The organism is Methyloversatilis sp. XJ19-13 (assembly GCF_024580155.1).
GTDB lineage: Bacteria > Pseudomonadota > Gammaproteobacteria > Burkholderiales > Rhodocyclaceae > Methyloversatilis.
The window spans coordinates 72931-96695 of the sequence record NZ_JANINH010000004.1; the positions used below are offsets into that span (position 1 = coordinate 72931).

At 64.7% G+C, this 23765-nt stretch carries 25 protein-coding genes; 10 read left to right on the plus strand and 15 right to left on the minus strand.

Going from position 1 to position 23765, the window contains the following annotated elements; all coding sequences use genetic code 11:
- Positions 1–87: 87 nt before the first annotated feature.
- Positions 88–924 carry a quinoprotein dehydrogenase-associated SoxYZ-like carrier gene (locus tag NMQ14_RS06800; RefSeq protein WP_257094643.1) on the plus strand — a complete coding sequence of 279 codons (837 nt, stop codon included), beginning with the start codon at positions 88–90 and terminating at the stop codon, positions 922–924.
- Between the two features lie 16 nt (positions 925–940).
- Here NMQ14_RS06800 and NMQ14_RS06805 read toward each other — a convergent pair whose 3' ends face one another.
- The 10 genes from NMQ14_RS06805 to fliF form a co-directional block, all read right to left on the minus strand.
- Positions 941–1132, minus strand: coding sequence for a YqaE/Pmp3 family membrane protein (locus NMQ14_RS06805; protein WP_069039929.1), 192 nt, complete (start codon positions 1130–1132; stop codon positions 941–943).
- A gap of 191 nt (positions 1133–1323) precedes the next feature.
- A complete protein-coding gene (gene fliN / locus NMQ14_RS06810) occupies positions 1324–1767 on the minus strand; it encodes a flagellar motor switch protein FliN (RefSeq protein ID WP_257094645.1) in 444 nt (147 codons plus the stop codon).
- Positions 1764–2789, minus strand: a complete 1026-nt coding sequence (fliM, locus tag NMQ14_RS06815; protein WP_257094647.1) for a flagellar motor switch protein FliM — start codon at positions 2787–2789, stop codon at positions 1764–1766. Before fliM ends, fliN begins: the two co-directional genes overlap by 4 nt.
- Before the next feature lie 29 nt (positions 2790–2818).
- Positions 2819–3424, minus strand: coding sequence for a flagellar basal body-associated FliL family protein (locus NMQ14_RS06820; protein WP_257094649.1), 606 nt, complete (start codon positions 3422–3424; stop codon positions 2819–2821).
- 140 nt (positions 3425–3564) lie between these two features.
- Positions 3565–4584: a flagellar hook-length control protein FliK gene (locus NMQ14_RS06825; protein ID WP_257094651.1), complete on the minus strand. Its 1020-nt coding sequence runs from the start codon at positions 4582–4584 to the stop codon at positions 3565–3567.
- Positions 4585–4655: 71 nt separating this feature from the next.
- Positions 4656–5093 (minus strand): flagellar export protein FliJ, encoded by a 438-nt coding sequence (gene fliJ, locus NMQ14_RS06830; RefSeq protein ID WP_257094653.1) that lies wholly within the window; start codon positions 5091–5093, stop codon positions 4656–4658.
- A gap of 78 nt (positions 5094–5171) precedes the next feature.
- Positions 5172–6665 (minus strand): flagellar protein export ATPase FliI, encoded by a 1494-nt coding sequence (gene fliI / locus NMQ14_RS06835; protein ID WP_306441127.1) that lies wholly within the window; start codon positions 6663–6665, stop codon positions 5172–5174.
- Positions 6658–7359, minus strand: coding sequence for a flagellar assembly protein FliH (locus NMQ14_RS06840; protein ID WP_257094654.1), 702 nt, complete (start codon positions 7357–7359; stop codon positions 6658–6660). Before NMQ14_RS06840 ends, fliI begins: the two co-directional genes overlap by 8 nt.
- A gap of 37 nt (positions 7360–7396) precedes the next feature.
- Entirely contained in the window at positions 7397–8389 is a 993-nt protein-coding gene (gene fliG / locus NMQ14_RS06845) for a flagellar motor switch protein FliG (protein WP_257094656.1), read from the minus strand.
- Positions 8382–10100, minus strand: coding sequence for a flagellar basal-body MS-ring/collar protein FliF (gene fliF, locus NMQ14_RS06850; protein ID WP_257094658.1), 1719 nt, complete (start codon positions 10098–10100; stop codon positions 8382–8384). The genes fliG and fliF overlap by 8 nt, the downstream gene beginning before the upstream one ends.
- Before the next feature lie 199 nt (positions 10101–10299).
- Here fliF and NMQ14_RS06855 point away from each other — a divergent pair, with 199 nt between their 5' ends.
- The 3 genes from NMQ14_RS06855 (at position 10300) to fliE (ending at position 13416) form a co-directional block, all read left to right on the plus strand.
- Complete coding sequence (locus NMQ14_RS06855) at positions 10300–11547, plus strand: PAS domain-containing sensor histidine kinase (RefSeq protein WP_257094660.1); 1248 nt, start codon at positions 10300–10302, stop codon at positions 11545–11547.
- Complete coding sequence (locus NMQ14_RS06860) at positions 11544–12950, plus strand: sigma-54 dependent transcriptional regulator (protein WP_257094663.1); 1407 nt, start codon at positions 11544–11546, stop codon at positions 12948–12950. The genes NMQ14_RS06855 and NMQ14_RS06860 overlap by 4 nt, the downstream gene beginning before the upstream one ends.
- 148 nt (positions 12951–13098) lie before the next feature.
- Positions 13099–13416, plus strand: coding sequence for a flagellar hook-basal body complex protein FliE (gene fliE, locus NMQ14_RS06865; RefSeq protein ID WP_257080755.1), 318 nt, complete (start codon positions 13099–13101; stop codon positions 13414–13416).
- Positions 13417–13468: 52 nt separating this feature from the next.
- Here the strand turns inward: fliE and NMQ14_RS06870 are convergent, their stop codons facing one another.
- Positions 13469–14413: a hypothetical protein gene (locus NMQ14_RS06870; RefSeq protein ID WP_257094665.1), complete on the minus strand. Its 945-nt coding sequence runs from the start codon at positions 14411–14413 to the stop codon at positions 13469–13471.
- Positions 14414–14888: 475 nt separating this feature from the next.
- Between NMQ14_RS06870 and NMQ14_RS06875 the strand changes: the two genes are divergently transcribed.
- The 6 genes from NMQ14_RS06875 (at position 14889) to NMQ14_RS06900 (ending at position 20020) form a co-directional block, all read left to right on the plus strand.
- The gene (locus NMQ14_RS06875; protein ID WP_257094667.1) at positions 14889–15641 is read left to right on the plus strand and encodes a PEP-CTERM sorting domain-containing protein; all 753 of its coding nucleotides are present in this window, start codon (positions 14889–14891) and stop codon (positions 15639–15641) included.
- On the plus strand, positions 15638–16423 hold the full coding sequence (locus NMQ14_RS06880) for a PEP-CTERM sorting domain-containing protein (RefSeq protein ID WP_257094669.1): 786 nt from the start codon (positions 15638–15640) through the stop codon (positions 16421–16423). The genes NMQ14_RS06875 and NMQ14_RS06880 overlap by 4 nt, the downstream gene beginning before the upstream one ends.
- On the plus strand, positions 16416–17393 hold the full coding sequence (locus NMQ14_RS06885) for a PEP-CTERM sorting domain-containing protein (RefSeq protein ID WP_257094671.1): 978 nt from the start codon (positions 16416–16418) through the stop codon (positions 17391–17393). The genes NMQ14_RS06880 and NMQ14_RS06885 overlap by 8 nt, the downstream gene beginning before the upstream one ends.
- Positions 17393–17767 carry a VOC family protein gene (locus NMQ14_RS06890; protein WP_257094673.1) on the plus strand — a complete coding sequence of 125 codons (375 nt, stop codon included), beginning with the start codon at positions 17393–17395 and terminating at the stop codon, positions 17765–17767. Before NMQ14_RS06885 ends, NMQ14_RS06890 begins: the two co-directional genes overlap by 1 nt.
- Positions 17768–17827: 60 nt before the next feature.
- Entirely contained in the window at positions 17828–19183 is a 1356-nt protein-coding gene (locus tag NMQ14_RS06895) for an MBL fold metallo-hydrolase RNA specificity domain-containing protein (protein ID WP_257094674.1), read from the plus strand.
- 156 nt (positions 19184–19339) lie between these two features.
- On the plus strand, positions 19340–20020 hold the full coding sequence (locus NMQ14_RS06900; protein WP_257094675.1) for a hypothetical protein: 681 nt from the start codon (positions 19340–19342) through the stop codon (positions 20018–20020).
- Between the two features lie 112 nt (positions 20021–20132).
- Here NMQ14_RS06900 and NMQ14_RS06905 read toward each other — a convergent pair whose 3' ends face one another.
- The 4 genes from NMQ14_RS06905 to NMQ14_RS06920 form a co-directional block, all read right to left on the minus strand.
- Complete coding sequence (locus tag NMQ14_RS06905) at positions 20133–21038, minus strand: DUF4394 domain-containing protein (protein ID WP_257094676.1); 906 nt, start codon at positions 21036–21038, stop codon at positions 20133–20135.
- Between the two features lie 194 nt (positions 21039–21232).
- Positions 21233–21676: a response regulator gene (locus NMQ14_RS06910; protein WP_257094677.1), complete on the minus strand. Its 444-nt coding sequence runs from the start codon at positions 21674–21676 to the stop codon at positions 21233–21235.
- A complete protein-coding gene (locus NMQ14_RS06915; protein ID WP_257094678.1) occupies positions 21657–22862 on the minus strand; it encodes an ATP-binding protein in 1206 nt (401 codons plus the stop codon). The genes NMQ14_RS06910 and NMQ14_RS06915 overlap by 20 nt, the downstream gene beginning before the upstream one ends.
- Positions 22863–22988: 126 nt before the next feature.
- Positions 22989–23747, minus strand: a complete 759-nt coding sequence (locus NMQ14_RS06920; RefSeq protein ID WP_257094679.1) for a flagellar brake protein — start codon at positions 23745–23747, stop codon at positions 22989–22991.
- Positions 23748–23765: the final 18 nt, after the last annotated feature.

The window sequence follows — 23765 nt, forward strand, 5'->3', positions numbered from 1 at the left end:
AATGTGACTTAGTCGCAGATCGCCTGCGCACGTGGTCGTTCAATGGCGGCACGGTGACCGAACCGCAACGAACGGAGGAAAACGAACATGACCATCCACAACTTGCGCCGCCTGCTTTTCATCGTCGGCGTGCTGCATCTGATGCCTGCCGTGGCGGCCAGCGATCCGTCACCAGACACCGAAGCATGGCAGGCTATTCGGTCAACGTTGTTTGCCGGGCGCGAAATCGTGGAATCGAACGCCGTCATCGAACTCGAGGCGCCGTTCCGCGCCGAGGACGCCGCCGTGGTGCCGGTTGGCTTGCGCGCCAGAATCGACCAGACGCCCGAGCGCCACATCAAGAGGATGTGGTTGCTGATCGACGGCAACCCGACGCCCGTGGCGGCAGCATTCACGGTGGCGCCGGATGCCGGCCGCGCCGACATCGAAACGCGGGTGCGTGTCGAGCAATACACCTGGATGCGCGCAGTCGCCGAAACCAGCGACGGCATGCTGCATGTGTCGAGCCGCTATGTGCGTGCAGCCGGCGGCTGTTCGGCACCAGCCGGGAAAGACTTCGAGGAAGCCATGGCGCGCATGGGCAAGATGAGGCTGCGCCTCGACGGCGAAGCGCCCGAGCCCGGACACTTGCAGACCGCCACGCTGATGGTGAGCCATCCGAACCTGAACGGCATGCAGATGGATCAGGTGACACGCCACTTCACGCCAGCGCATTTCGTACGTCGCTTCGAGGTGAGCTATGGCGGCAAGACCCTGCTGACCGCCGATGTCGACTTCGCGCTGAGCGAAAACCCGCAGATTCGCTTCCGCTTCCGGCCGGACGCGGCAGGCGGCGAACTTCAGGCCAGGGTAATCGATTCGAAGGATCTCATCTTCACCCAGTCGCTGACGATCAAGCCGGCCGCACTCGCCAGCACGCGCTGAGGCAGAAGCAGTACGCTCAGCGCTTGCCGAGCGCCTCTTCGATGCGCTTGTCGGTCTTGTACTGACTCAACGCATAGACTGCCCACAGCGCAGCCGGTATCCAGCCGATCAGCGTCAGCTGCAGGATGAGGCAAACCACGCCGGCGATCGGGCGACCGATGGTGAAGAAGACCATGAAGGGCAGGAAGATGGCGAGCAGCAGTCGCATGACGGCTCCGTGAAAAGAAGGGATGGCCAACGATACCACCCGTTTCGCAGCCCGCGAATCGCCGCGGCGTCAGCCTTCCGTACTTGCCGTGACAGCGGGCACCGACAAAAAAAGAGCGATGCCAAGGCATCGCTCTTTTTTTATTCTACAGCCTGATTCGGACTGATCTGTGGCCCGCTTGGGAGCAATCGTCAGCGTTTCAGTTTCTTCATCCGTTCCGCCGGCGTGATGATGTCGGTCAGGCGAATGCCGAACTTTTCATTCACCACCACCACTTCGCCCTGCGCAATCAGCGTGCCGTTGACCAGCACGTCCATCGGCTCGCCGGCCATTCCGTCCAGTTCCACCACCGAACCGTGGCCCAGTTGCAGCAGGTTTCGGATCGAAATCTTGGTGCGCCCGAGTTCCACCGTGAGCTGGACCGGGATGTCGAGAATCATCTCGAAGTCGCGCAGTCCTTCGGATGCCTTGTTCGCCGCATCACCGAACTGCTGGAAGATGTTGGCGGGCTGGACATCCTTCGCCGCCTCCCCGTCGAGTGCGGCAAGCGCATCGTCGGCCGTGGTCTGCTCGGACATCGCAGCGGCCCAGTCGTCCTCGCTGACCTGCTCTTCCGCTTCAGCCAGATCGCTCATTGTGGTTCCTCACCCTTTTTCTTGCCCTGCACGTTCAGGGCGTGCTCGATCAATTCTTCCTCGCCGGCCATGAAACGCTCGATCTTCAGCGCATAACGGCCGCCCTGTATGCCGTACTTGCATTCCAGAACCGGAATGCCATCGACCTCGGCTTGTACGGTGTCTGAAATGGTTATCGGAATGATGTCGCCAACCTTTAGGTTGTTCAGGCCGCCCAGGGTGAGCGATCCGCCACCCAGCTGGACGTTCAGTTCCACCGCAGCGTCCTGTACCTGACGGGTGAGCAGGTTGATCCACCGGTTGTCCGAACTGACGCTGTCGCTCTGCATTGATGAATTCAGCGTGTCGCGCAGCGGCTCGACCATCGAATACGGCAGGCAGATATGCATTTCCGCGGATACGCCGCCGAGTTCCAGCGTGAAGGTTGCCGCCACGACGATCTCCGACGGCGTGGCGATGTTGGCGAACTGCGAATTCATCTCCGAGCGCACGTACTCGAAATTGATCTTGTACACCGGTTCCCACGACCGTTCGTATTCGGCGAAGAACACGTCCAGCAAGCCCTGGATGATGCGTTGTTCGGTTGGCGTGAAGTCACGCCCCTCGACCCGGGTGTGGAATCGCCCGTCACCGCCGAACATGTTGTCGATGACCAGAAAGACGAGGTTCGGATCGAATACCACCAGCCCCGTGCCGCGCAGCGGCTTGACCTGTACCAGGTTCAGATTGGTCGGCACGACCAGGTTGCGGATGAATTCGGAATACTTCTGCAGCCGGATCGGGCCGAGCGAAATCTCGGCGCTGCGCTGCATGAAATTGAACAGGCCGATGCGCAGGTAGCGCGCAAACCGCTCGTGTATCAGTTCCAGCGTGGGCATGCGCCCGCGCACGATTCTTTCCTGGGTGCCGAGGTTGTACGGGCGTACGCCGCTCGTGTCTTCGACTTCGGCTACATCGTCGGCCTCGCCGGTGACGCCCTTGAGCAGGGCATCCACCTCTTCCTGGGAAAGAAAATCGGACATCGCGTTTCCTCGTGACGACCGGATCTCGCCTACTGGACGATGAAGGACGTAAACAGCACGGCCTCCACGGGTCCGACAGGCTCTTCCGGCTCACCCTTCTTGTTGGTCGGTACCTCGCCAACGATGGCGTTGATCGAGTTCCTGATTTCTCCAGCCAGTGCTTCCCGACCTTCGGTCGTGCCCAGTTCGGACGCCTTCTTGCCCGACAGCAGCATCAGTACGTGGTGGCGGATTTCCGGCATGTATACCTTGAGGTTGTCTGCGGCGGGCTGTTCTTCCACCTTGACCGAGGCCTTGACCTGCAGGTATTGATCCACTTGCGTTTCCGGCGCCAGATTGACGGTGAACGGATCGAGTTCGACGAACACCGGCGGCAGGCCTTTGGCTTCCGCTTCCTTCTTTTTCTTCAGCTTGGCCTTCTTGGCGGCGAGGGCCTTGGCGTCCGGGTCTTCCTCGCTCATTTCATCGGCGTGCTCGTCCTCGCCTTCTTCGGCGTGACTGCCTGCCATCATGAACATCGCGGCGGCGCCGCCGACGACGACCAGCAGCACGACGGCGAGGATGATGAAGAGCATTTTCTTGCTCTTCTTGGGTGCGTCTGCGGCGACGTCGTCTGCGGTGGCGGCTTTTGCCATGGTGTGCGCTCCTGTATGGATCGGGATTGTCGGCGGGTACTGATGCCTTTCAATGATCGAATAACGGCCGAATGTCCCGTTTTTTTAGCGCCGATGTACGCGGCGCCATCAGGAGCGCGTGTTCATACTGTTCCTTATCGCTATGCGAACAGGTCGACGAGGCCGCTGCCACGCCGTGCCGCCGGTGCGATCAGCATTTCTCCATCGCCGTTGCCGTCGCGCCCGCGGTCACCGCGCTGGCTACCCTGGCCCTGCTCGCCGGAGCGTTGTTCGCCGCTCACATTGGTGTTGCCAAGCGAAATGCCGCCCTCGGCGAGCATTTCACGCAGTCTCGGCATGGCCTGTTCCAGCGCTTCCCGCACCTGCGGACTCGCAGACACGAACTGCGCCGTGCTCAGATCGCCACCGATCTGCAGCGAAATTTCTATCCGGCCCAGATGCGGTGGCGTCAGGATCAGTTCCGCGCGGCTGCTGCCGTTCTCGGCCAGCCAGGTCACCTGGTGTCCGATGTCGTCCGCCCAGCCCGGATGCGTGATCGGCGTTGCAACGGCCATTTCGGTGGCGGGTTTCTGTGCCGCGTTCAGGTGGGCACGGAAGTCGCCCTGAGGAAGCTGCTGTGTCGCTGACTGTCCGGCGTCCATCCGGGTGTCAACATTCAGCAACGCATCCGGCAGATTCTTGCCGTTCGTTTCGCCCGTGCCGTCCGTCGCCGCGGCAATCGCTGCCGCCGGCAAATCGCCCGATGCCTCGCGGCCTGCTTTCCTGCCGCCTTGCCCGGTCGGATCGAAATCAAGGTCGGACTGTTCGACCGGCGCACCGGTGCCACCGGCAAGCCGTTCGATGACCGGGAGGACTGCCGGTGCGAGCAGGCCGGCCGGCAGCAGTTCGGTCGCGATACGACCGGGGTCGGCGCTGAGTGCATCCAGCAGATCGACCTTCTCGTCGTCCGGCGCGCCGCTGCCGTCATCGAGCAGCTTGGCCAGCAAAGCGGCACGCGGATCTTCAGATGCGTTCTTGAGGGAGTCCTGCAGCAGGTTGGCGAATGCCGTCGCCGCGTCTTCGGGCGATGCATCTGCGCCGATGCCGCGCGCTTCGCCTACAGGGCCGCTCGAAGCGAGCGGCGTGGCGGACGAGGGCAGGCTGAGCTTGATGTCTGACATGGGAAGTCCTCCGTTGATGGAGGGGTATAAGCAGCTAGCGTGCCAGCTGCCGGCCGTACGAACGTGCAGTGTCAGTCGTCCGCAACCAGGCGACCCGAACGGTCGTCGGCCACCCGCTGTTCGGCCTTGGCTTCACGCTTGACGAGTGTGGCCTGATGGCGGTCTGACAGGGTTTCGAAGGCTTTGACGCGGGTACGCGTATCGAGCCACACGCGTTGGCCGGCCTGGGCGCGGTCGCGAGAGCGTTCGACCTGCTGCTGCTGGTGGCCTATGGCGTCGTCGATGCGGGCGAGGAAGGCGGAGTAATTGCTCCACTGGCCCGGTGTCATGCCGTTGCGCGCAGCGGCCATGAACTGGTCCTGATACTCCTTGCGGTAGTCCTCAAGCATCGTGAGCTTGCGCGACTGGTCGTGCTCGCTGGCGATCAGTGCTGCCAGCGCACGCGCAGACTCGTCCATGCGAGTCTGGCTCAGGTCGAGAATGGTCTGCAGACGAAAGGGTTCAGCCATGATTCAAAGGTCTCTCTTTGACAGCGCACTTTGCGTGTGGCCGGTCACGGCCGCCAATGGTGTCACCGATTTTTGCAATCAGGGATTCAGACCGAAGATCTGGTGCAGCTTCATCACTGCGTCCTCAAACCCTTCACGTTCGTCCATGGCTTGCTGCAGAAAGGCTTCCAGCGTCGGAAACATGTTCACTGCAAGATCGAGCTGCGGGTCTGCGCCAGGCGAATAGGCACCAACCGAAATGAGATCGCGCGCGCGCTGATAGCGCGACCACAGTCCCTTGAAGCGGCGTACCAGATCGAAATGGCTGGGTTTGACGAGCCCGTGCATGGCGCGCGAAACCGACTGTTCGATGTCGATGGCCGGATAGTGCCCCGCATCGGCCAACTGGCGGGTCAGCACGAAGTGGCCGTCGAGAATGGCGCGTGCCGAGTCGGCGATCGGGTCCTGCTGGTCGTCGCCTTCGGCCAGAACGGTGTAGAAGGCGGTGATCGAGCCGCCACCCTCGGGCCCGTTGCCTGCACGCTCCACCAGCTGCGGCAGGCGAGCGAACACGCTGGGTGGATAGCCACGGGTGACGGGCGGCTCGCCGATCGCAAGCGCGATCTCGCGCTGCGCCATCGCGTAGCGGGTCAGCGAATCCATGATCAGCAGCACATGGCGGCCCTGATCGCGGAACCACTCGGCGACCGTGGTGGCATAGGCAGCGCCCTGCAGCCGCATCAGCGGGCTGGTATCGGCCGGTGCGGCGACCACGACCGATCGTTTCAGTCCGGCGGCGCCGAGGATCTGCTCGATGAATTCCTTCACTTCGCGGCCGCGTTCGCCGATCAGTCCGACCACGACCACCTCGGCCGACGTGAAGCGCGCCATCATGCCCAGCAGCACCGACTTGCCGACGCCGGAACCGGCGAACAGGCCGATGCGCTGGCCACGGCCGACGGTGAGCAGCGAATTGATCGAGCGGATGCCAGTGTCCATCGTGCGGCGTATCGGTTCGCGCAGCAGCGGATTCACCGCACGACTGGCCACCGAACGCGAATGCCGCGTAATGACCGGGCCGAGCCCGTCGAGCGGACGGCCGGCGCCATCGACCACGCGGCCGAGCAGGGCGTCACCGACCGGCAGGTGCTTGGCGCGGTCGGATGCACGCCGGCGCGGCTCGAGTCTTTCAGTCGGGGTGGGGCGCTGCGGTACCGCTTCGAGCGGAATCACCTGCGCGCCAGGCGCAAGCCCGACGACGTCATCGGTTGGCATCATGAACAGTTTGTCGCCGTTGAAACCCACCACTTCGGCTTCGCAGCTGTTGCCGCCCGGCACCATGATGCGGCAGCCGGAACCCAGCGGCAGCTTCAGGCCGGCAGCTTCCATCACCAGACCGTTGATGCGGGTCAGCCGCCCCGCGTGCAGATACGGGTTGACGCGTCCGGCCAGCGTGCCGCAGTCGGTCATGAAACCCGCCCACTTCGCGACGTGCGGGTTCGCTACCGCCGGTGCGGTCGCCTCCGGCGATGCGGTGTCCGGCGCATTGTCGAGCGAAGCCTCGTCGGCTGCGATGTCCGGGGTGTCAGTCATGTTCTATCCAGTCCGCGTCATCGATCAGCGCCTCGACGATGCGTGTCCAGCGCGTGGCCAGCGTGGCGTCTATGTGACTGCCGCCTGCTTCGATCTTGCAGCCGCCGCGCGCGATCGCCGCGTCCTCGAATATGCGGTGGCCGGCATGCGCCAGCTGGTCGCCGGCATGCGAGCGCACGAGTGACGCGTCGTCAGGGTTCAGATAAACCGCCGTGTGCTGATGTGGCAGCTGGTTGATCGCCTCACGCACCACCCCCACGATCACTTCCGGTTTGACCGCGATCGCCTGCCGCACAACCTGGCGGGCGATCTCCACGCCCAGGTGCAGCACCCCCTGCGCCACTTCGGTGTCGAGCGACGCCAATGCCTCGTCGAGCTGTTCGATCACGCTGTGCAGGCGCATCGCTTCCATGCGCACGCGCGCCGTACCTTCTTCGTAGCCGGCGGCATAGCCTTCGCGGTGTGCGTCGGCCTGCAGCTTCTCGAGCTCATCGGCCGTGGGCAGCTTGAATTCGGGTTGTGTCTCACTGTCCGCTTCCGCTTCGGCTTTCTCGTCTGTTGTCGGTGCCGGCGTTGCAGATGCGCGGCCACGCGACCCGCCCTGAGCCTCTCCGATGCCCGCAGTCGGCGCGATGCCTTGGTCGAACACTTCGAGCTTCCAGTGCGTGAAAGCGAGTGCGCCGTCCGGTGTCATCGGTTGCATCCGCATGCGGTGCTGGCATTGAACCGGATCACAGCATTTCCTCGCCGCCCTTGCCGCCCATGACGATCTGGCCCTCTTCCGCCAGACGACGTGCGATCTTCAGGATTTCCTTCTGCTCGCCCTCGACTTCGGACAGCTTGACCGGGCCACGGCCCTCGAGGTCTTCGCGCAGCGATTCGGCGGCGCGCGACGACATGTTCTTGAAGATCTTCTCGCGCAATTCGGGCGAGGCGCCTTTCAGCGCCAGTACCAGCTGGTCGCCGCTGACTTCGCGCAGCAAGGTCTGGATGCCGCGATCGTCGATGTCGAGCAGGTTCTCGAACACGAACATTTCATCGACGATCTTCTGTGCCAGTTCCGCGTCGTATTCCTTGACCGCATCGAGGATGGCCGATTCATTCGCGCTGCCGACAAAACCCAGTATTTCGGCGGTTGCCTTGATGCCGCCGAGCGCGGTCTTCTTCATCTTTGCCGAGCCCGCAAGCACGCGTGACATCGCGTCGTTCAGCTCCTTCAGTGCCACCGGCTGCACGCCGTCCAGCGTGGCGATGCGCAGGATGACGTCGTTGCGCAATCGTTCCGAGAACAGTTTCAGCACCTCGGCGGCCTGGTCGAATTCCAGATGGGTCAGGATGGTGGCGATGATCTGCGGGTGTTCGTTCTTGATCAGGTTGGAGATGGTGGCGGCGTCCAGCCATTTCAGGCCTTCAATGCCGGCGGTGTCCGAGTCGTTCAGGATGCGCGACAGCAGGTGGCCGGCGCGTTCCTCGCCGAGCGCCTTGGTCAGCATGTTGCGTATCAGGGTTTCGTCGGCCGAAACGCGGCTGCCTGCCGACGTGGCTTCGTCGAACAGGTCGAGCACCTCGGTCACCTTTTCGCGCGGCACGTTGCGCAACCCGGCCATCGCGGTGCCGATTTTCTGCACCTCGCGCGGACCGAGATGCTTGAGCACCTCGGCCGCGGCGTCTTCGCCCAGCGTCACCAGAAGCAGGGCGCTACGTTCGATTCCAGCATCATTCATCGCCGTTCACCCAGTGCTTGATCACTTCCGCGATCGCCTTCGGATCATTCTTCGCCATCGTGCGCGCCGCTTCGAGCTTGGTTTCGAAATCGAGCGCGGCGCGCGCCTCCGGTGACAGTTCGAGTTGTGCTGCCGCGCTGCCGGGCAGGGCTATTGGCTGGCCATCGGCATCCAGCGTGACGTCGCGCACGTCTTCCTCGTCGCGCTCGACCGGCTCGGTCAGCGTGCGCACCAGCGGCTTGAGCACACCGAACAACAGGTAGGCGGCGACGCCGGCGACCAGCAGGTACTTCAGCAGGTCGCCTGCCATGCCGGTCAGTTCCGGGTCCTTCCAGATCGGCGTATCGATCACCTCCTGCTGCACTTCGGTGAAGGGGGCCGACGCCACGTTCAGCGTGTCGCCGCGCGCTTCGTTGAAGCCCATCGCCTCACGCGTCAGGTCGTTGATGCGCTTGAGTTCGTCGTCGGTCAGCGCCACCGGCGTGGCATTGCCCTTGTCGTCGGTCTTCACCTTCTGCGCCACCAGCACCGCCACAGAGAGCCGGCGGATCTGGCCGGTCGGCTGGCGTACGTGCTGCACCGTCTTGTCCAGCTCGAAATTGGTCGTCGAATCCTTGCGTGTGTTGATCGGCACCATCGGCGGGGTGCCGGGGGCGCCCTCCGCAGCCGGTGTTCCCGGTGCCGGCGGGGTGGTGATCGGTGCGGTGGCCGGCGTCGGCGGCTGATTGGTCAGCGCACCCGGCACGCCACCGGCGGCCGGCTGGTTGCTGACCGATTCGCTCATCTGCTGGCTGCGGATCGCGGCGTCCGGCGTCGGGTTCGGCTTGTAGGTTTCGGCCGTCTGTTCGGTCTGGCTGAAATCGATGTCGGCGGCGGTCTGCACGCGGTAGTTGCCGCGTCCCATGAGTGGCTCCAGCATCGCTTCGATGCGCCGGATGGTGGATGCCTCGATCTCGTTCACGTACTTCAACTGAGTCGGGTTGAGCGCCGCGCCGTCCTTCAGGTCGCGGTTGCCAGACAGCAGATTGCCGTTCTGGTCGAGCACCGACACGTTTTCGGTGGCCAGCTGAGGCACGCTCGATGCCACGAGGTGCACGATGCCGCCGACCTGTTCCGGGCTCAGCGTGCGGCCGCCGAGCAGACCGAGCACCACCGAGGCCGACGGCTTCTGGTCGTCGCGCAGGAAGGCGCTCTGCTTCGGAATGGCCAGATGCACGCGGGCGTTGTCCACTGCGGCCAGCGTGCCGATGGTCTGCGCCAGCTCGCCTTCCAGCGCGCGCTGGTAGGTCACCTGCTCGGAAAACTGCGATTGCCCCATCTTCTGCTTTTCCATCAGCTCGAAGCCGATGGAGCCGCCGCGCGGCAGGCCCTGGGCGGCCAGCTTCAGCCGCGCGTCGTGTACAAACTGCGACGGCACCAGAATGGCGTGACCGCCTTCGGAAAATTTGTACGGTACGTTCTGCTGCTGCAGCATCGCGACGATGGCGCCGCCGTCCTTGTCGTTGATGTTGGAGAACAGCACTTCGTAGTCGGGGCTGTTGCTCCACAGCGTGAGGCCGACCAGTAGCGCGATCGCCATTGCGAGACCGCCAGCCAGTCCCATCTTCTTCTGCATCGGCAGGGCAGCCAGCCTCTGCTGGGCCAGCGCGAGCGGGGTCGCTGCTCCGGCGAGGGCGGTGTTCGGATCAAGTACGGCGTTTGCAGCGGCCATGTTTCGTCTCGCGCAGGTGACGGATGAAGGGTCTGCGGCAGGCAGACCTTGCAGGATGAGACGGATTGTCGGCGTCCCTCGCGCGAGCCGTTCCGCGGATAAGGCGGGTTTTTGGGCGGCTGATCCGCCCGAAAACGTGGCCTGCGCCTTGCTACGCTGGCACGGTCGATCAATTCCTGCGCCTGCCGGCGCTCCGTACATGGCCGAACCCGCTGCTGCCACTGCTGCCGTCACCACCGCCACTGCCGCGGACGCGCCGCGCATTGCGCCGGAGGAAGCGGCACGCCTGGCCGAAGCCTTCCGCCTGTTCAATGCCGCGTCGGCGGAGCTGTCGGAAGCCTACGGCACGCTGGAACGTCAGGTCGCCAGCCTGACCGAAGAGCTGGCCGCGGCCAATGGCGAGTTGCGTCGCCAGTATGAACAGAAGGCGCGCCTGACCGACCGGTTGACCACCTTGCTGAACCAGCTGCCGGCGGGTGTCGTCGTGGTCGATGGTGCCGGCGAAATCGAACAGTCCAACCCGGTCGCGTTCGACATGGTGGGCGCGCAGGCGGGGCAGTCGTGGTCGTCCTGTACCGGCCGGCTGGTTCAGGCCGATGCCCCCGCCGAATGGGACTGCACTGACAGCGAGGGCGCGCACCGGCGGTTGTCGGTCAGCGACGCGCCGCTGACCGGCGAGAACGCCCGCATCGTGCTGCTGCATGACATGACGCGCCAGCACGCGCTGAAGATTGCCGCCGCCCGCAACGAACGTCTGGCTGCGATGGGCGAAATGGCCGCCTCGCTGGCGCATCAGCTGCGCACGCCGCTGGCCGCCGCCACGCTTTACGTGGGCACGCTGATCGGCCGCGAACTGCCGCCGGCCGACATGCGTTCGATTGCGTCGCGCGCGCAGGACAGATTGCGCCATCTTGAGCGGCTGATCCGCGACACATTGATGTTTGCGCGCGGCGAAGTGCTTGGCCGCGAGGCGATCGACATCGCAGGATTGCTTGAAGAGTTGCGCCACACCATCGAGCCGGTGGCGCGTGCCGCTGGCGTCGAACTGATTGTCGATGCCGCATCGGCAGTCGGCACGGTGTCGGGCGATCGCAAGGCGGTTGCCAGTGCGCTGGTCAGCCTGCTCGAAAACGCGGTGCAGGCCTGCGGCACGGAGGGCGAAGTCTGCCTGTCGGTCGGCACCGATGGCAATCGCCTCGGTTTCACCGTGCGCGACACCGGGCAAGGCATTGCGCCGGAGATTCAGGAAAGACTGTTCGAACCCTTCTTCACCACCCGTGATGAAGGAACCGGACTCGGGCTGGCGATCGCACGCGGTGTGGCGCGCGTGCACGGCGGCGACATCGAATGTGTGTCCGCGCCTGGCGCGGGCAGCCAATTCACGCTGCGCCTGCCGATCACGGCAGGCAGTGGTGCCCCGGAAGACGTGCTGGAGAAGCTGCAATGAGTGAAAAGCTGAACATTCTGGTGGTCGAGGACGAACCGAATCTGCGCGATGCGCTGTGTCTGGCCATCGAATGCGCCGGCCACCGCGTGATCGGTGCGGCCGACGGCCCGCAGGCGCTGCGCATGATCGAGCGCAACACGGGCGAGCACGCGCTGAATCTGGTCATCACCGATCTGAAGATGCAGCCGATGGACGGGCTGACGCTGCTGCGTGAAATCCGCGCCCGCGAAGCCGCGCTGCCGGTGCTGCTGATGACGGCCTTCGGTGACGTCGAGAAGGCGGTGGCCGCGATGCGCGCCGGCGCCTGCGACTTCCTCCTCAAGCCTTTCGAGCCGGACGTGCTGCTCGCCCATATCGATCGCTATGCCGCACCGGTGGTGACACCGGCCGACATGGTGGCGGAGGACGCGCGCACCCGGCAGGTACTCGGTCTCGCTGCGCGGGTCGCCCGCTCCGAAGCCACTGTGCTGCTGACCGGCGAATCGGGCACCGGCAAGGAGGTGTTTGCGCGCTACATCCACCAGCAGTCGGCGCGCGCCGCCATGCCGTTCATTGCGATCAACTGTGCCGCCATTCCCGACAACCTGCTCGAAGCGACGCTGTTCGGCTACGAAAAGGGCGCGTTCACCGGTGCCGCCGCCGCGCAGGCCGGCAAGTTCGAACAGGCCAATGGCGGCACGCTGCTGCTGGACGAAATTTCCGAAATGCCGCTGGCGCTGCAGGCCAAGATGCTGCGCGTGCTGCAGGAGCGCGAGGTGGAGCGGGTCGGCGGCAAGAAGCCTATTCCGCTCGACATCCGCGTGCTGGCGACCAGCAACCGCGACATGGAAGCCGAGGCGCGCGCTGGCCGCTTCCGCGAAGATCTGTATTACCGCCTGAACGTGTTCCCGATAGGCATTCCGTCGCTGCGCGACCGCCCGGGCGACATCGTGCCGCTGGCCCGCCACTTTCTTGCCGACTGCGCGAAGGCGCAGGGTCGCGTGCTGCGGCTCGGCAATTCGGCAGCGGCAATCCTTGCCGGCCACGACTGGCCCGGCAATGTGCGCGAACTGGAAAACACCGTGCAGCGCGCCGCCATCATGGCACCCGATGACCTGATCGAAGCCGAGCACATCATTCTCGGTGGTCAGCGCAGCCTGTCGCGCCCGGTCGCAGTGCCGGGACCCGCGCCCGAGCCGGTCATGCCGACGCCCGCAGCCAACGATGCACCGCCCAGTGCCACGCCTGACGCGCCGTTGAAGGTGAGGTCGGTGCGCGACATGGAACGCGACCTGATCCTCGAAACGCTCGCGGCGGTGGGAGGCTCGCGCAAGAAGGCGATCGAGAAACTGGGTATTTCCGAGCGCACGCTGCGGTATAAACTGGCGCGCTACAAGGCAGACGGGTTGCTGCGGGAAGGTTGAATAGCGCCATGCAGCGCGTTGGCCCGGGATTTGCTAAAGAATCTGCAACCGGGTCAAAACCCCTGAACGGGCAGTCCGCGGGCGGCATTTTTTGCCGCCGGTCGGCGAAGCGTCGGACAGCAATGCCGTACGGCAACGGAGAAATGACATGAACACCAGCCTGAACCAGATGATCACCGAACTGCGCTCCACCGCGCAGGTCGCCGCCGGCAAGCCTGCCGCTCAGGCGGGCGCTGATTCGGGGGCTGACTTCGGCGATGCGCTGAAGAACGCGATCGAGCAGGTCAATGCGGCTCAGGCGCAAGCCAAGCAGATGTCGGAAGGTTTCATCACCGGCACTTCGGAGGCCAATCTGCAGGACGTGATGATCGCGTCGCAAAAAGCCAGCCTGTCTTTCCAGCAGATGGTGCAGGTGAGGAACAAGCTGGTGAATGCCTACCAGGACATCATGAACATGCCGGTCTGACCGCTCGGACCACTCGGGAAAACCGGCCGTCGGCCGGTTTTTTTTTTGCCTGTCAGCGGCGGCGCCATGCCAGCAGCGCGAGCAGGCCGCTGGCGAGCAGGACGGCCGGGGCGGGTTCCGGCACCGCGCTGACATAGGCCTGACGGTAGTCGAAACCGGAATCGCCAAGCGCGGAATAGGTGCTGGTCGGCGCACCTTCGGCGGTTGTCAGCATCACGATGCCGCCCCAGCCTATCGTGTTGCCGAGGTTGGAGAAGGCCGCGAACTGACCGGACGAGGGTTCGTAGGGCGTGCTGCCAAGGCTGACCGAAGCCGAGGCATTGCCACCCAGGCTGAACGGAAGCACCGTACCCAGTATCACCGGCACCGTGATGTCGAGGTTGCCGAACCGGCCGTCACCCAGCAGGCGCGGGTCGCTGCCCGGGGTCCAGTCATGCAGCAGGCTGCGAAACGTGGACGACGAGCCGAGCGTGGCGGTGAAGCTCCAGTACGACGAGGCGTTCCAGCCACCGTTCCAGCTGTTGCTGCCTTGAATGCCGAGGTCACCCGACACACTGACGCGGTAAGTGAGCAGCGCGGCTGTACCGGCGGCGAGCCCGGGTGCGCTGATGATCAGTGTGTCGCTGAAGCTGGCGTGGGCGGTGGAACTGGCCGCCACGGCGAGATTCAGGTTGTAGTCCGGATTGTTCAGGCGCACGTTGGCGTCGGCCACGACGTGAACGCCACCGGGTTCGGCCCGCGCCGTGCTCTGCGCGCCGCCTTCGATCACCCTGTTGCCGCTGCTGCTGAGCACCGCGCTGGAAGCCGCCGAACCACCGGGCACGGTAGCACCGTGGTTGGTCTGGTCGTTAGGCCCGTTGGCAACGCTCGATAGCGATGCAGCGGTGGTGCCCGTCGAGTAGTAGGCGGCGTGGGCACCTGCGCTGCCCAGTGCGCAGACGATCAGTGCGCAGCCAAAGCGGCGCGTGTGCGCCTGCAGAAACGGGACGTTGAACATGGACCAGCCTTTCCGGAGAGGGAGGGAGCGACGGCTGTCATTCAAGCACCGAAGTGCGTCAAACGCATCGGACTAGGCGAAACGACTGAGTCACCGCGTCGATCCCGCGACGCGCTAGGGCGCCGATAGCCATCGGCAAGGTCAGGTCAGGCACGTGAGTCTGCAGTTGACAATGATTCTCATTTAACGGATTCTTCACTCGTCCGCGGTGACGGCTTCCGAATGACATGGAAGTCGTCACCGCGGCGACTGCAAGCCAGGCGTCGACACCCCGTCCGTCACCCAGCAAGTCCTTCGCCAGCCACCGCCCGGCCCGCACGGGCACGCAAGCCGTCCGTTCCGCAGTTCGCGCCCGACCTGCCAGCAGCGACCGTATCGGTCCGCCAGCCTCCGACTGCACACCCGTCATGTCGCAAAGCCATGCCCTTCAGTGCGACCGGGTGCAGATAACTTTCAAGATCCAAGAGGTGACACGATGACCATCCGCACACATGCCCCGTATGCCGCCGCTGCCCTGATGCTGGGGGCACTGCTGACCGTTACGCCCGCGCACGCGGTGACGATAGACGTGACCGAAGACGTCACGACGTCTTCCTTCTTCCAGGGCGCGAATGCCGTGCGCGGCTATGCGGGCGACAACCGACCCGTGTTCCGCGTATCGACGGGAAATCCCTTCGGCACGATCGGCGCAGAAACCATCTATCTCGCGTTCGATTACGACTTCTCGTCCTTCACCGGACCGGTCAGCGCGCTGCTGACGGTGCAGTCGACGAGCGGCGGATTCGGTGCCGACGCCAGCGCCGACACCCCCTTCACCGTGTCGGCGCACGGTGTGGCCGCCAACCCGTTCACAGCGATCAGCGATGACACGAATCCCGCGGGCAGCGTGAGCTGGCTGAACTTCTACAACCAGAGCATCCTGCCGGCCGACGCCGCGGCGCGCAGTGTCGTGACCGGGCCGGGCGCCGTCAGCTTCGATGTGTCGGCACTGGTGGGTAGCTGGATCAGCGGCGGCAATGCGGTGCAGGTGATCGCTCTGACCGGCCTCAACGACACCTCGGGCAACGAATTCCTGCATGGCTTCCTGAACAACACCGAAGCGCCCGGTTCGGTCTTCCTGACGGTTTCGGCGGTGCCCGAACCCGAGACCCATGCGATGTTGCTCGCCGGTCTCGGCCTGCTGAGCCTGGCGCGTCGCCGCCAGCGCGCTGCCGGGGAAACGCGGTGAGCGGCACGATCCTTCCGTTACGTCAGCTGGTCGGCGCACTGACCCTCGCCGGACTGTTTGTCGCAGCGCCCGCATCGGCCGGCCACTATCCGATGTACGCCAGCTGGGCCCAGCCGGACGGACCCGGCAGCGATCTCACGCTGACCTACAGCTTCAGCAATCTGCTCGACGGAGGGCTGCGCGATGCAGCCGGCGTGGCGCTGCCGGTGTCGGTGCTGCGCAGCGCGTTCGAGCAGGCGCTGTCCGATTATGCGGCGGTGCTGCCCATCCATTTTGTCGAGCAGACCGATGGTGGGCCGATGCCGGAAACCGGCGAATACGACCCGGCTGGTCTGGCCGACATCCGGGTCGGTCTGGTCGCCCACATCAGCGACGCGAATGCCTACGCCTACTTCCCGTTTTCGCCTGCCAGTGGTCTGGCGGGCGACATCGTGTTCAATGCCGGACGCTTCGGTGCCGGCTGGACGCCGCTGTGGTTCTATGCGGTGGCTCAGCACGAACTCGGACATTCACTGGGCATGGGGCACTACGACAGTGGCGATGCGCCAGCGGCTGCGCCGGCGCAGCTTTCTGTCTACGAAGGTCCGGTGTTCGCGCTCGACGGCGAAATGGTCAGTGCGCTGCAGGGTGTCTATGGCAGCGGCACCGGTTCGGTCACGCCGCTGTCGGCGGTGCCCGAACCGCACGCCTGGGCCACGCTGCTGGGCGGCCTGGGTCTGGTCGCCGCGCGGGCTCGCCGCGCCGCATGCGCGGGTTGCCGCGGGGAGACCGGCCATGCGTGATCGCACACCGAAGTCATGGCGACGCGGCGCACCGATGCGGCTGCTCGCATGCCTGCTGATCGCTTCCGCGTCGCCAGCTTCCGCACTCGAGATCGAATTCGACTACACCTACGACACGCGCGGCTTCTTCACCGACCCGGCGACCGGTGCACCGCGCATCGATCGCCGCGCCTTGCTCGACCTGGCCGCCTCCCATTACAGCGGCTTCACGGATACGCTGAGCGCGATTACGCCGGCTGAGGGCGACCAGTGGTCGGTGTCCTTCCTGCACCCGAGTCTGGGCGGGCCTGGCGTGACGCTGAACAACGTCGCCATCGAAGCCGACACGTTGCGCATCTACGTCGGCGGCTCGCCGTCGGCGCCGGGTGTGCTGGGCTTCGCCGGTACCGGCGTCAACCTGCAGGCCACCGGCAGTGCCGCTTTTGTCGACGCGGTCATGACGCGTGGCCAGCTCAACACCACCGGTCCGGATGCCAGCGACTACGCCACGTGGGGCGGCTACATCTGGTTCAACGCCAGCAATGACTGGTACTTCGGCGCGGACGCCGGAGGGCTGTCGACCGGCGGCCCGGATTTCCTGACCACGGCCACGCACGAAATCGGTCATATCCTCGGTTTTGGCGAAGCCGATTCGTGGCGGGCGCAGATCGATGCCAACACCGGTCTGTTCACCGGCGCAGCGTCGGTGGCGGCGTACGGGGGCGGCGTGCCGCTCGACCGCTACGGCAGTCACTGGGCGGAAGGAACGAACAGCGTGCGTGATGGCCGGTTGCAGGAAACGATGATGGATCCGAGCACGCCCTTCGGCGAACGCCAGTTGCCCACCGCGCTCGACTATGCCGGCTTCGCCGACATGGGGTGGCAGGTGTCGGCAGTGCCGGAGCCCGACAGTGCGTTGATGCTGCTGGCCGGCCTGACCCTGATCGGTCTGCGGGCGAGACGCGCTGTCGGTATCCGTCGCGACGCGTGATGAATCTGGATCCGGTCGAAATCAAGGCCTTCGTGCCGGCCACCGACCTCGAACTGTCGCGCCGGTTCTACCTCGCGCTCGGTTTCGAAGTGTCGTGGACGGACGACCGCCTCGCATACGTTCGCCACGGCCACGTGAGCTTCCTGCTGCAGGCGTTCGACGCGCCGGCGTTTGCCCGGCAGTTCCAGATGCATCTGCTGGTTGCCGACGTCAACGACTGGCACGCACATGTCGTGTCCACCGATATCGCCCGCCGCTTCGGTGTGTCGGTCGGCGGGCCCGAAGACCGGCCGTGGGGCATGCGGGATCTCGTGTTGTTCAATCCTGCCGGCGTGCTGTGGCGCATCGCCCGGAATCTTCCGCAAACGGGCTGACGGGCGCGCCTGTCGCTTGTCGCCATCGGGGCCTACACTCGTGGCGGGAGGACGACAACGATGAAAATCCGATTTCTGGGCGCCGCCGGTACGGTGACCGGCTCGCGCTATCTGCTGACGCACGAGGGGCACTCGCTGCTCGTGGATTGCGGCCTGTTCCAGGGCGTGAAGAACATCCGCAGTCGCAACTGGAAGCCATTTCCGGTCGATGCGGCCGGGCTGTCGGCCGTCGTGCTGACGCATGCCCATCTCGACCACTCCGGCTACCTGCCGCGGCTGATGCGCGAAGGCTTCGACGGGCCGGTGTGGGCGACGCCGGCCACGCGGGAACTGGTGGACATCCTGCTCGAGGACAGTGCCCATCTGCAGGAAGAAGACGCACGTCACGCCAACAAGTACGGCTACAGCAAACACCATCCGGCCGAGCCGCTGTACACGGCGGATGACGCGCGTCACGCGATGAAGCATCTGCGCAGCACCGGTTTCGGCGAGCCGTTCACGATCGGCCCGTATCGCGTCACCTTCCAGCGTGCCGGGCACATCCTCGGCGCGGCCAGCGTCTGCATCGAGTGCGCCGGGCAGCGCATCACCTTCAGCGGCGATCTGGGGCGGCCGGACGATCCGGTGATGCACGCACCCGAGCCGCTGCCCGACACCGACTGGCTGGTGGTCGAGTCGACCTATGGCGACCGCCTGCATCCCGAACATGACCCGTTCGCCACGCTGGCCGACATCGTCAGCCGCACCGCAGCGCGCGGCGGCACGGTGCTGCTGCCGTCGTTCGCGGTCGGGCGCGCCCAGACGCTGATGCATCTGCTGGCGACGTTGATGGACGAGCGACGCATTCCGGCCTTGCCGGTCTTCCTCGACAGCCCGATGGCGATCGACGTGACCGGTGTGTTTCGACGTTACCGGCACGAGCACCGGCTCAGTCAGGAGGCGTGCGACCGCATGCGTGACGCGGTGACCTTCACCCGCACGCCGGAGGAGTCGGAAGCGCTGTCGGGCAACCGTTATCCCAAGGTGATCATCGCGGGGGCCGGTATGCTCAACGGTGGCCGCATCCTGCATCACCTGCTGGCGTTTGGCGCCGACCCGCGCAACACGGTCGTGCTCGCCGGTTACCAGGCCGAAGGCACGCGCGGCGACGCGCTGCTGAAGGGCTCGCGCAGCCTGCGCATCTTCGGCCGAGATGCGCCGATCGCTTGCGAAGTGGCCAAGGTTGACGGCGTGTCTGCGCACGCCGACTACCGCGAGATTCTCGACTGGCTGCGCCCGGTCGGGCGCGCGCCACGCCGTGTATTCGTGACGCATGGCGAAGCGACGGCGGCGGACAGCCTGCGCCAGAAGCTGGAGCACGAGCTGGGGTGGTCAGCCGTGGTGCCCGAACAGGATGAAACCTATGTGCTCGACTGACGACCGGGCTGTGGGCACATGGATCCGGCGGCGGGTCGTATGAAGGTGCAGCGGGCGTGCCGCGTTGCGGCCCTGGCCTGTTCGCTTTGGCTGGACGGCGTCGCGCACGCTGATGTAGCGGACGTTGCGGCGACCATATCGTTCGCCGCGATCGTCGTGGCTTCCGCTGCGCCCGAGCCCGCGGTCGATCCCGGCGCGGTCTGCCCGCCGACCGACGGCTGCCCGGCCTGTCCGCCGCCGCAGATCGTCTGTGCCTCTCCGCCTGATCTGCTTCCCGACCTGCCACCGGATGAACGTGTCTGGGTCCGATGGGGCAAGGATGCAGCCGGCGCGCTGCTCGGCATCCTGTTCGGTACGCTGCTGTCGCTCTACGTGACGGTGGTGTTCGACCGCTACAAGCGATTCCGCGAAACGCTGATCGACATCGCCCAGGCACGCCTTCATAACGATGCCTACCCGACGGCCGTCACCGGACTGCAACCGGTGCGCGACGCCGCGGTCGCCTACGCCCAATTGCTCGAGCGCAAGCAATGGACGCTCGATGCCGACGGCCATCTGGACGCGGCTGCCGAGGTCGGCAGGCTCACCGCGTTTGCGCGGCTGTCCGCGCTGTGCATCGAAAACCTGCTGCATGGCACCACCCGCGGACTGACCCCGGATGCCTACCTTGCGGCCTTCCAGAGCGAATACAACCGGATCAACGGCCAGCACTTCGTGCAGTTCGAACAGCGCCTTTCGCCGGATCGGGGCGCCTTGCTGCGACCCTGGCCGCGGCCGCCGGCACCGCTGGCGCGCAAGGTCGTTCCGGTTGATTTTTTCGACCTGCTGCTCGGCTGATCCGGACCGGCGCCATCCGTCGTCTGGCACGGACGAAAAAAGGGCTTCGCACCCCGCGGTGCAAAGCCCCTGAAGTTCGCGCGAACCGAAGCCCGCGCGAGGTGCAGCGTGCTCAGGCCCTGCGCATGCGGCGGCGCGCCATCAGGCCGATCAGACCGAGACCGGACAGCAGCATGCCCCAGGTTTCGGGTTCCGGCACCGGCGCCATGAAGGAGGCCGACGTGAAGCCGCGCAGGTTGGCGTTCAGTGCGCCATTGAACGTCGCCAGACCGGTGCCCAGGTCGATCGAGTACAGACCGCTGTCGCCGTTGTCCAGCGTCAGTGCCGCCCAGCCCATGCCGCTGGCGTCGATTTCGAAGCCGTTGGCGCCGATCACGTTGCCCGAAATGCCGAGCGAACCGATGGTCGTGATGGTCGGAGCATTGAAGGCGGTCGGCGCGACGTGCAGCGTATCGGTCGTGGTGTTCAGGTAGTACAGCGCAGTCGATGCCGGGCCGCTCATCGCCGAAGCGTCCGAGTTGGTGTAGGCGACGGCGCTGAAGCCGGACGGGACGACGCTGGCGGCATTGCCGATGACACCTGTATCGACGTTGATCGCCAGGTTCTGACCGACGTTGCTGACGTAACGCAGCGACCCTGCTCCGGCGAAATCGGCCACCGGATTGAAGTCGATGCCGTACGACAGCGACGGGTTGACCAGCGGGGTGTCGAGTGCCGCCATGAAGGTGGCCATGCCGCTCGACACGTCAAGCGTGTAGATGCGGTTCAGGCTGCTGACGCCATACACCATGTTGTTGCTGGGGCGCAGATCGATGCCGAGGATACGTTCGCCGGCGCCCAGACCGGTGATCGACGTGAAGGTGGCGGCTGAACTGTTGCTGCTGCTGATCATGCCGATTTCATTGCCGGTCGTCAGACCGATGAATTCGGCAGCACTGGCCGGCGTTGCAAGGGCGAGCGCGACGGTGGATGCTGTTGCCAGAAGGGATGTTCTGTACTTCCGGGTTTTTTCGTACATGTCTGACCTCTCCGAAGAAAATGGTTGGGGAAATGGACGAGACCGCAACTCGAGAGCGCGTCGTCGTTCCCTCTACTCGGCAGAGGACAAAACGGATGCAGGTGTCACAGAACATTCTTGTTTCGTGGCAGAAGAATCTGCGACGGGGCAAAAAATCGTTCTTGATCAGCCGTATGGGTGGTTGGTCCTAAGGTTCAGATCCGCGGTGGCGGCTCGTTTATCAGCGCCCAGAAAACGCCCAGGTTGGTCACAGTGCGCGAAAACTGGTCGAAATCCACCGGTTTCACGACGTAGGCGTTGATGCCCAGGTCGTAGCAGCGGCGCAGGTCCGGATCTTCGCGCGAAGAGGTCATGATCACCACCGGAAGGGTGCGCAGGCTGTCGTCGCGGCGCATTTCGACCAGCATGTCGATACCGCCCATGCGCGGCATGTTCAAGTCGAGCATCATGAACAGAGGCTGGCCACCTTCGCGCGCGGTGAAGCGGCCGCGCTTGTAGAGGTAGTCCAGCCCCTCCACCCCGTCGCGAACGATGACGATATCGTTGGCGAGCTTGAGCTCGCCAAGGCTGAGCAGCATCAGTTCGACATCGTTGGCGTTGTCCTCGACAACCAGAATGTCACGCAAGTGCAGGGGCATTTCTTACTCCTGTGAAGGGGTCTGCCGGACGTTCGGCAGCAGTGCGGGCCAGCCGCGGCAGGGAGACGAAGAAACTGGCGCCTGCGCCTGTTTCGCCGGTGGCCCAGACGCGGCCGCCGTGACGCTCCACGATGCGCTTCACGTTCGCCAGCCCGATGCCGGTGCCTTCAAATTCGCTCGAATGGTGCAGGCGCTGGAACACGCCGAACAGCTTGCCCGAATACTGCATGTCGAATCCGGCGCCGTTGTCGCGGATCCGGAAAACAAGGTCGTCGCCGCTGGCATCGATGCAATCGACTTCGATCACTGCCGGTGCACGGTCGCGCGAATACTTCAATGCATTGGCCATCAGGTTGTAGAGAACCTGGTAGAGCAGCTTCGGATCGGCCTGCACGTCCGGCAGCAAGCCGACCTTCAACTCGACGACACGACTGTCCATGTCGGGGGCAAGTTCTTCCACCACCTCGGCGATCAGCGTGTTCATGTCGCAACGCTCGCGGCGCATCTCGGTGCGGCTGGCGCGTGAAAATGCGAGCAGACCTTCGACGATATTGCTCAGGTGATGGACTGATGCCCGGATGCGCTCGATGTAGCGCTGAGCCGGGTGGTCAGGAGGTGCCGGGTGCTTGTCGGCCAGCGCGCGCGCGAATCCTTCTATGTGCCGCAGCGGACCGCGCACGTCATGAGAGATGGCGTACGACAGCGATTCGAGTTCGTCGATCTGTTGCTTCATCTGGCTGTTCAGCGTGCGCAGTTCGGCTTCGTACTGCTTGCGGCGGGTGATCTCGGCCTTCAGTTCGGTGTTGGCCCGGCTGAGTGATTCGGGGCTGGGCAGCGACAGCGCGATCGGGATCAGCCGCCACAGCATGATGGCGGTTGCGATCGACACGCCTGCGGTGAATAGACGCAGCCAGCCGTCAAGCCAGAAATCCGGATACCACAGGGTCCACACATCCATGACGTGGGTGATGCCGCAGGCCATGATGAAGATGCCGAACATCACGAAGATCGGGCCGAAACTCAGATCGGTGCGACGGCGCACGAAGGTCCACAAGGTGACCGGGATCGTGAAGTAGGCGACCGCGATCAGCACGTTGGCTACGACATGCAGCAGTACCAGGTCCTTCTGCCACGAGAAACAGTAGCCGTGGGGCAACAATGTCTGCAGTTCGTTCACCATATTCATTGCCTCTCGGTCTCGATCGTGAATGGCACTGCCGTTTGCACCATCGTAAGACCTTAGCGCGCTTATTAGTTGCCGTCAGCAACGGAACGATCTGCAGCAAGGCGCGAATGCAGTGTCGAGTCGTGGCTAGTCGACGCTGCGCGCACTTGTACGTTCCTGCTCGATGCGCAGGATGTAACGCTGGATCAATGCATCGGCGGTGGCCGGCAGGCCGATGAACTGGCAACCGGCACGAAGCTCGCTGCCGCCGCGCTCGGTGACGCGGAACATGTTCCGTACCTGAAGTGTGGCGGTGATGGTGCCCAGTTCGGGCAACATTATCTGGCACTGGTCGATCAGGCTGTCGACCGACAGGTTCAGACTGCTCGGCGGCGCCACGACGGCCAGGCCTCCGCCCGAAATGTCCACGATGTTTGCTTCTGTCATGCGTCCGTTGCCGTCACCGGTCGGGATCAGGCAGCGCAGGCGCGGATTGGGCGGCACGATGAGGCGATAGTAGTCACGTCGCTGCAGGCGCAGCATGCGCGTCGGCAGCGGAATCTCCAGCGCCCGGCCACCCTCGAAATCGACGCCGCGGCAGCGCGGAACCATGAATTGCACCTTCACCTTTTCCAGCGAGGTAAGGCAGACGAGTGGTGAGGACTTGAGCGCCTTTTCGAGGTGCTTCTCGTCCCGCGGCGCATCGAGCACCACGGCGCCGCGCGCTTCGTCGATGTCCAGTACAGCGGTCAGAAAGGATTCGTTCGAACGGCCGGCATAGACCGAGATGTTGGCCTTCTGGTCCTTGATCGCGCGCAGGTAGAACAGGATGTCGGTCGTGCCGTCCAGCACGTAGCGGGCGAAGTCGTCGGCTTCTAGCAGATCGAACCGGATGTCCTCGGTCATGGAATGCGTCCTGTCGGT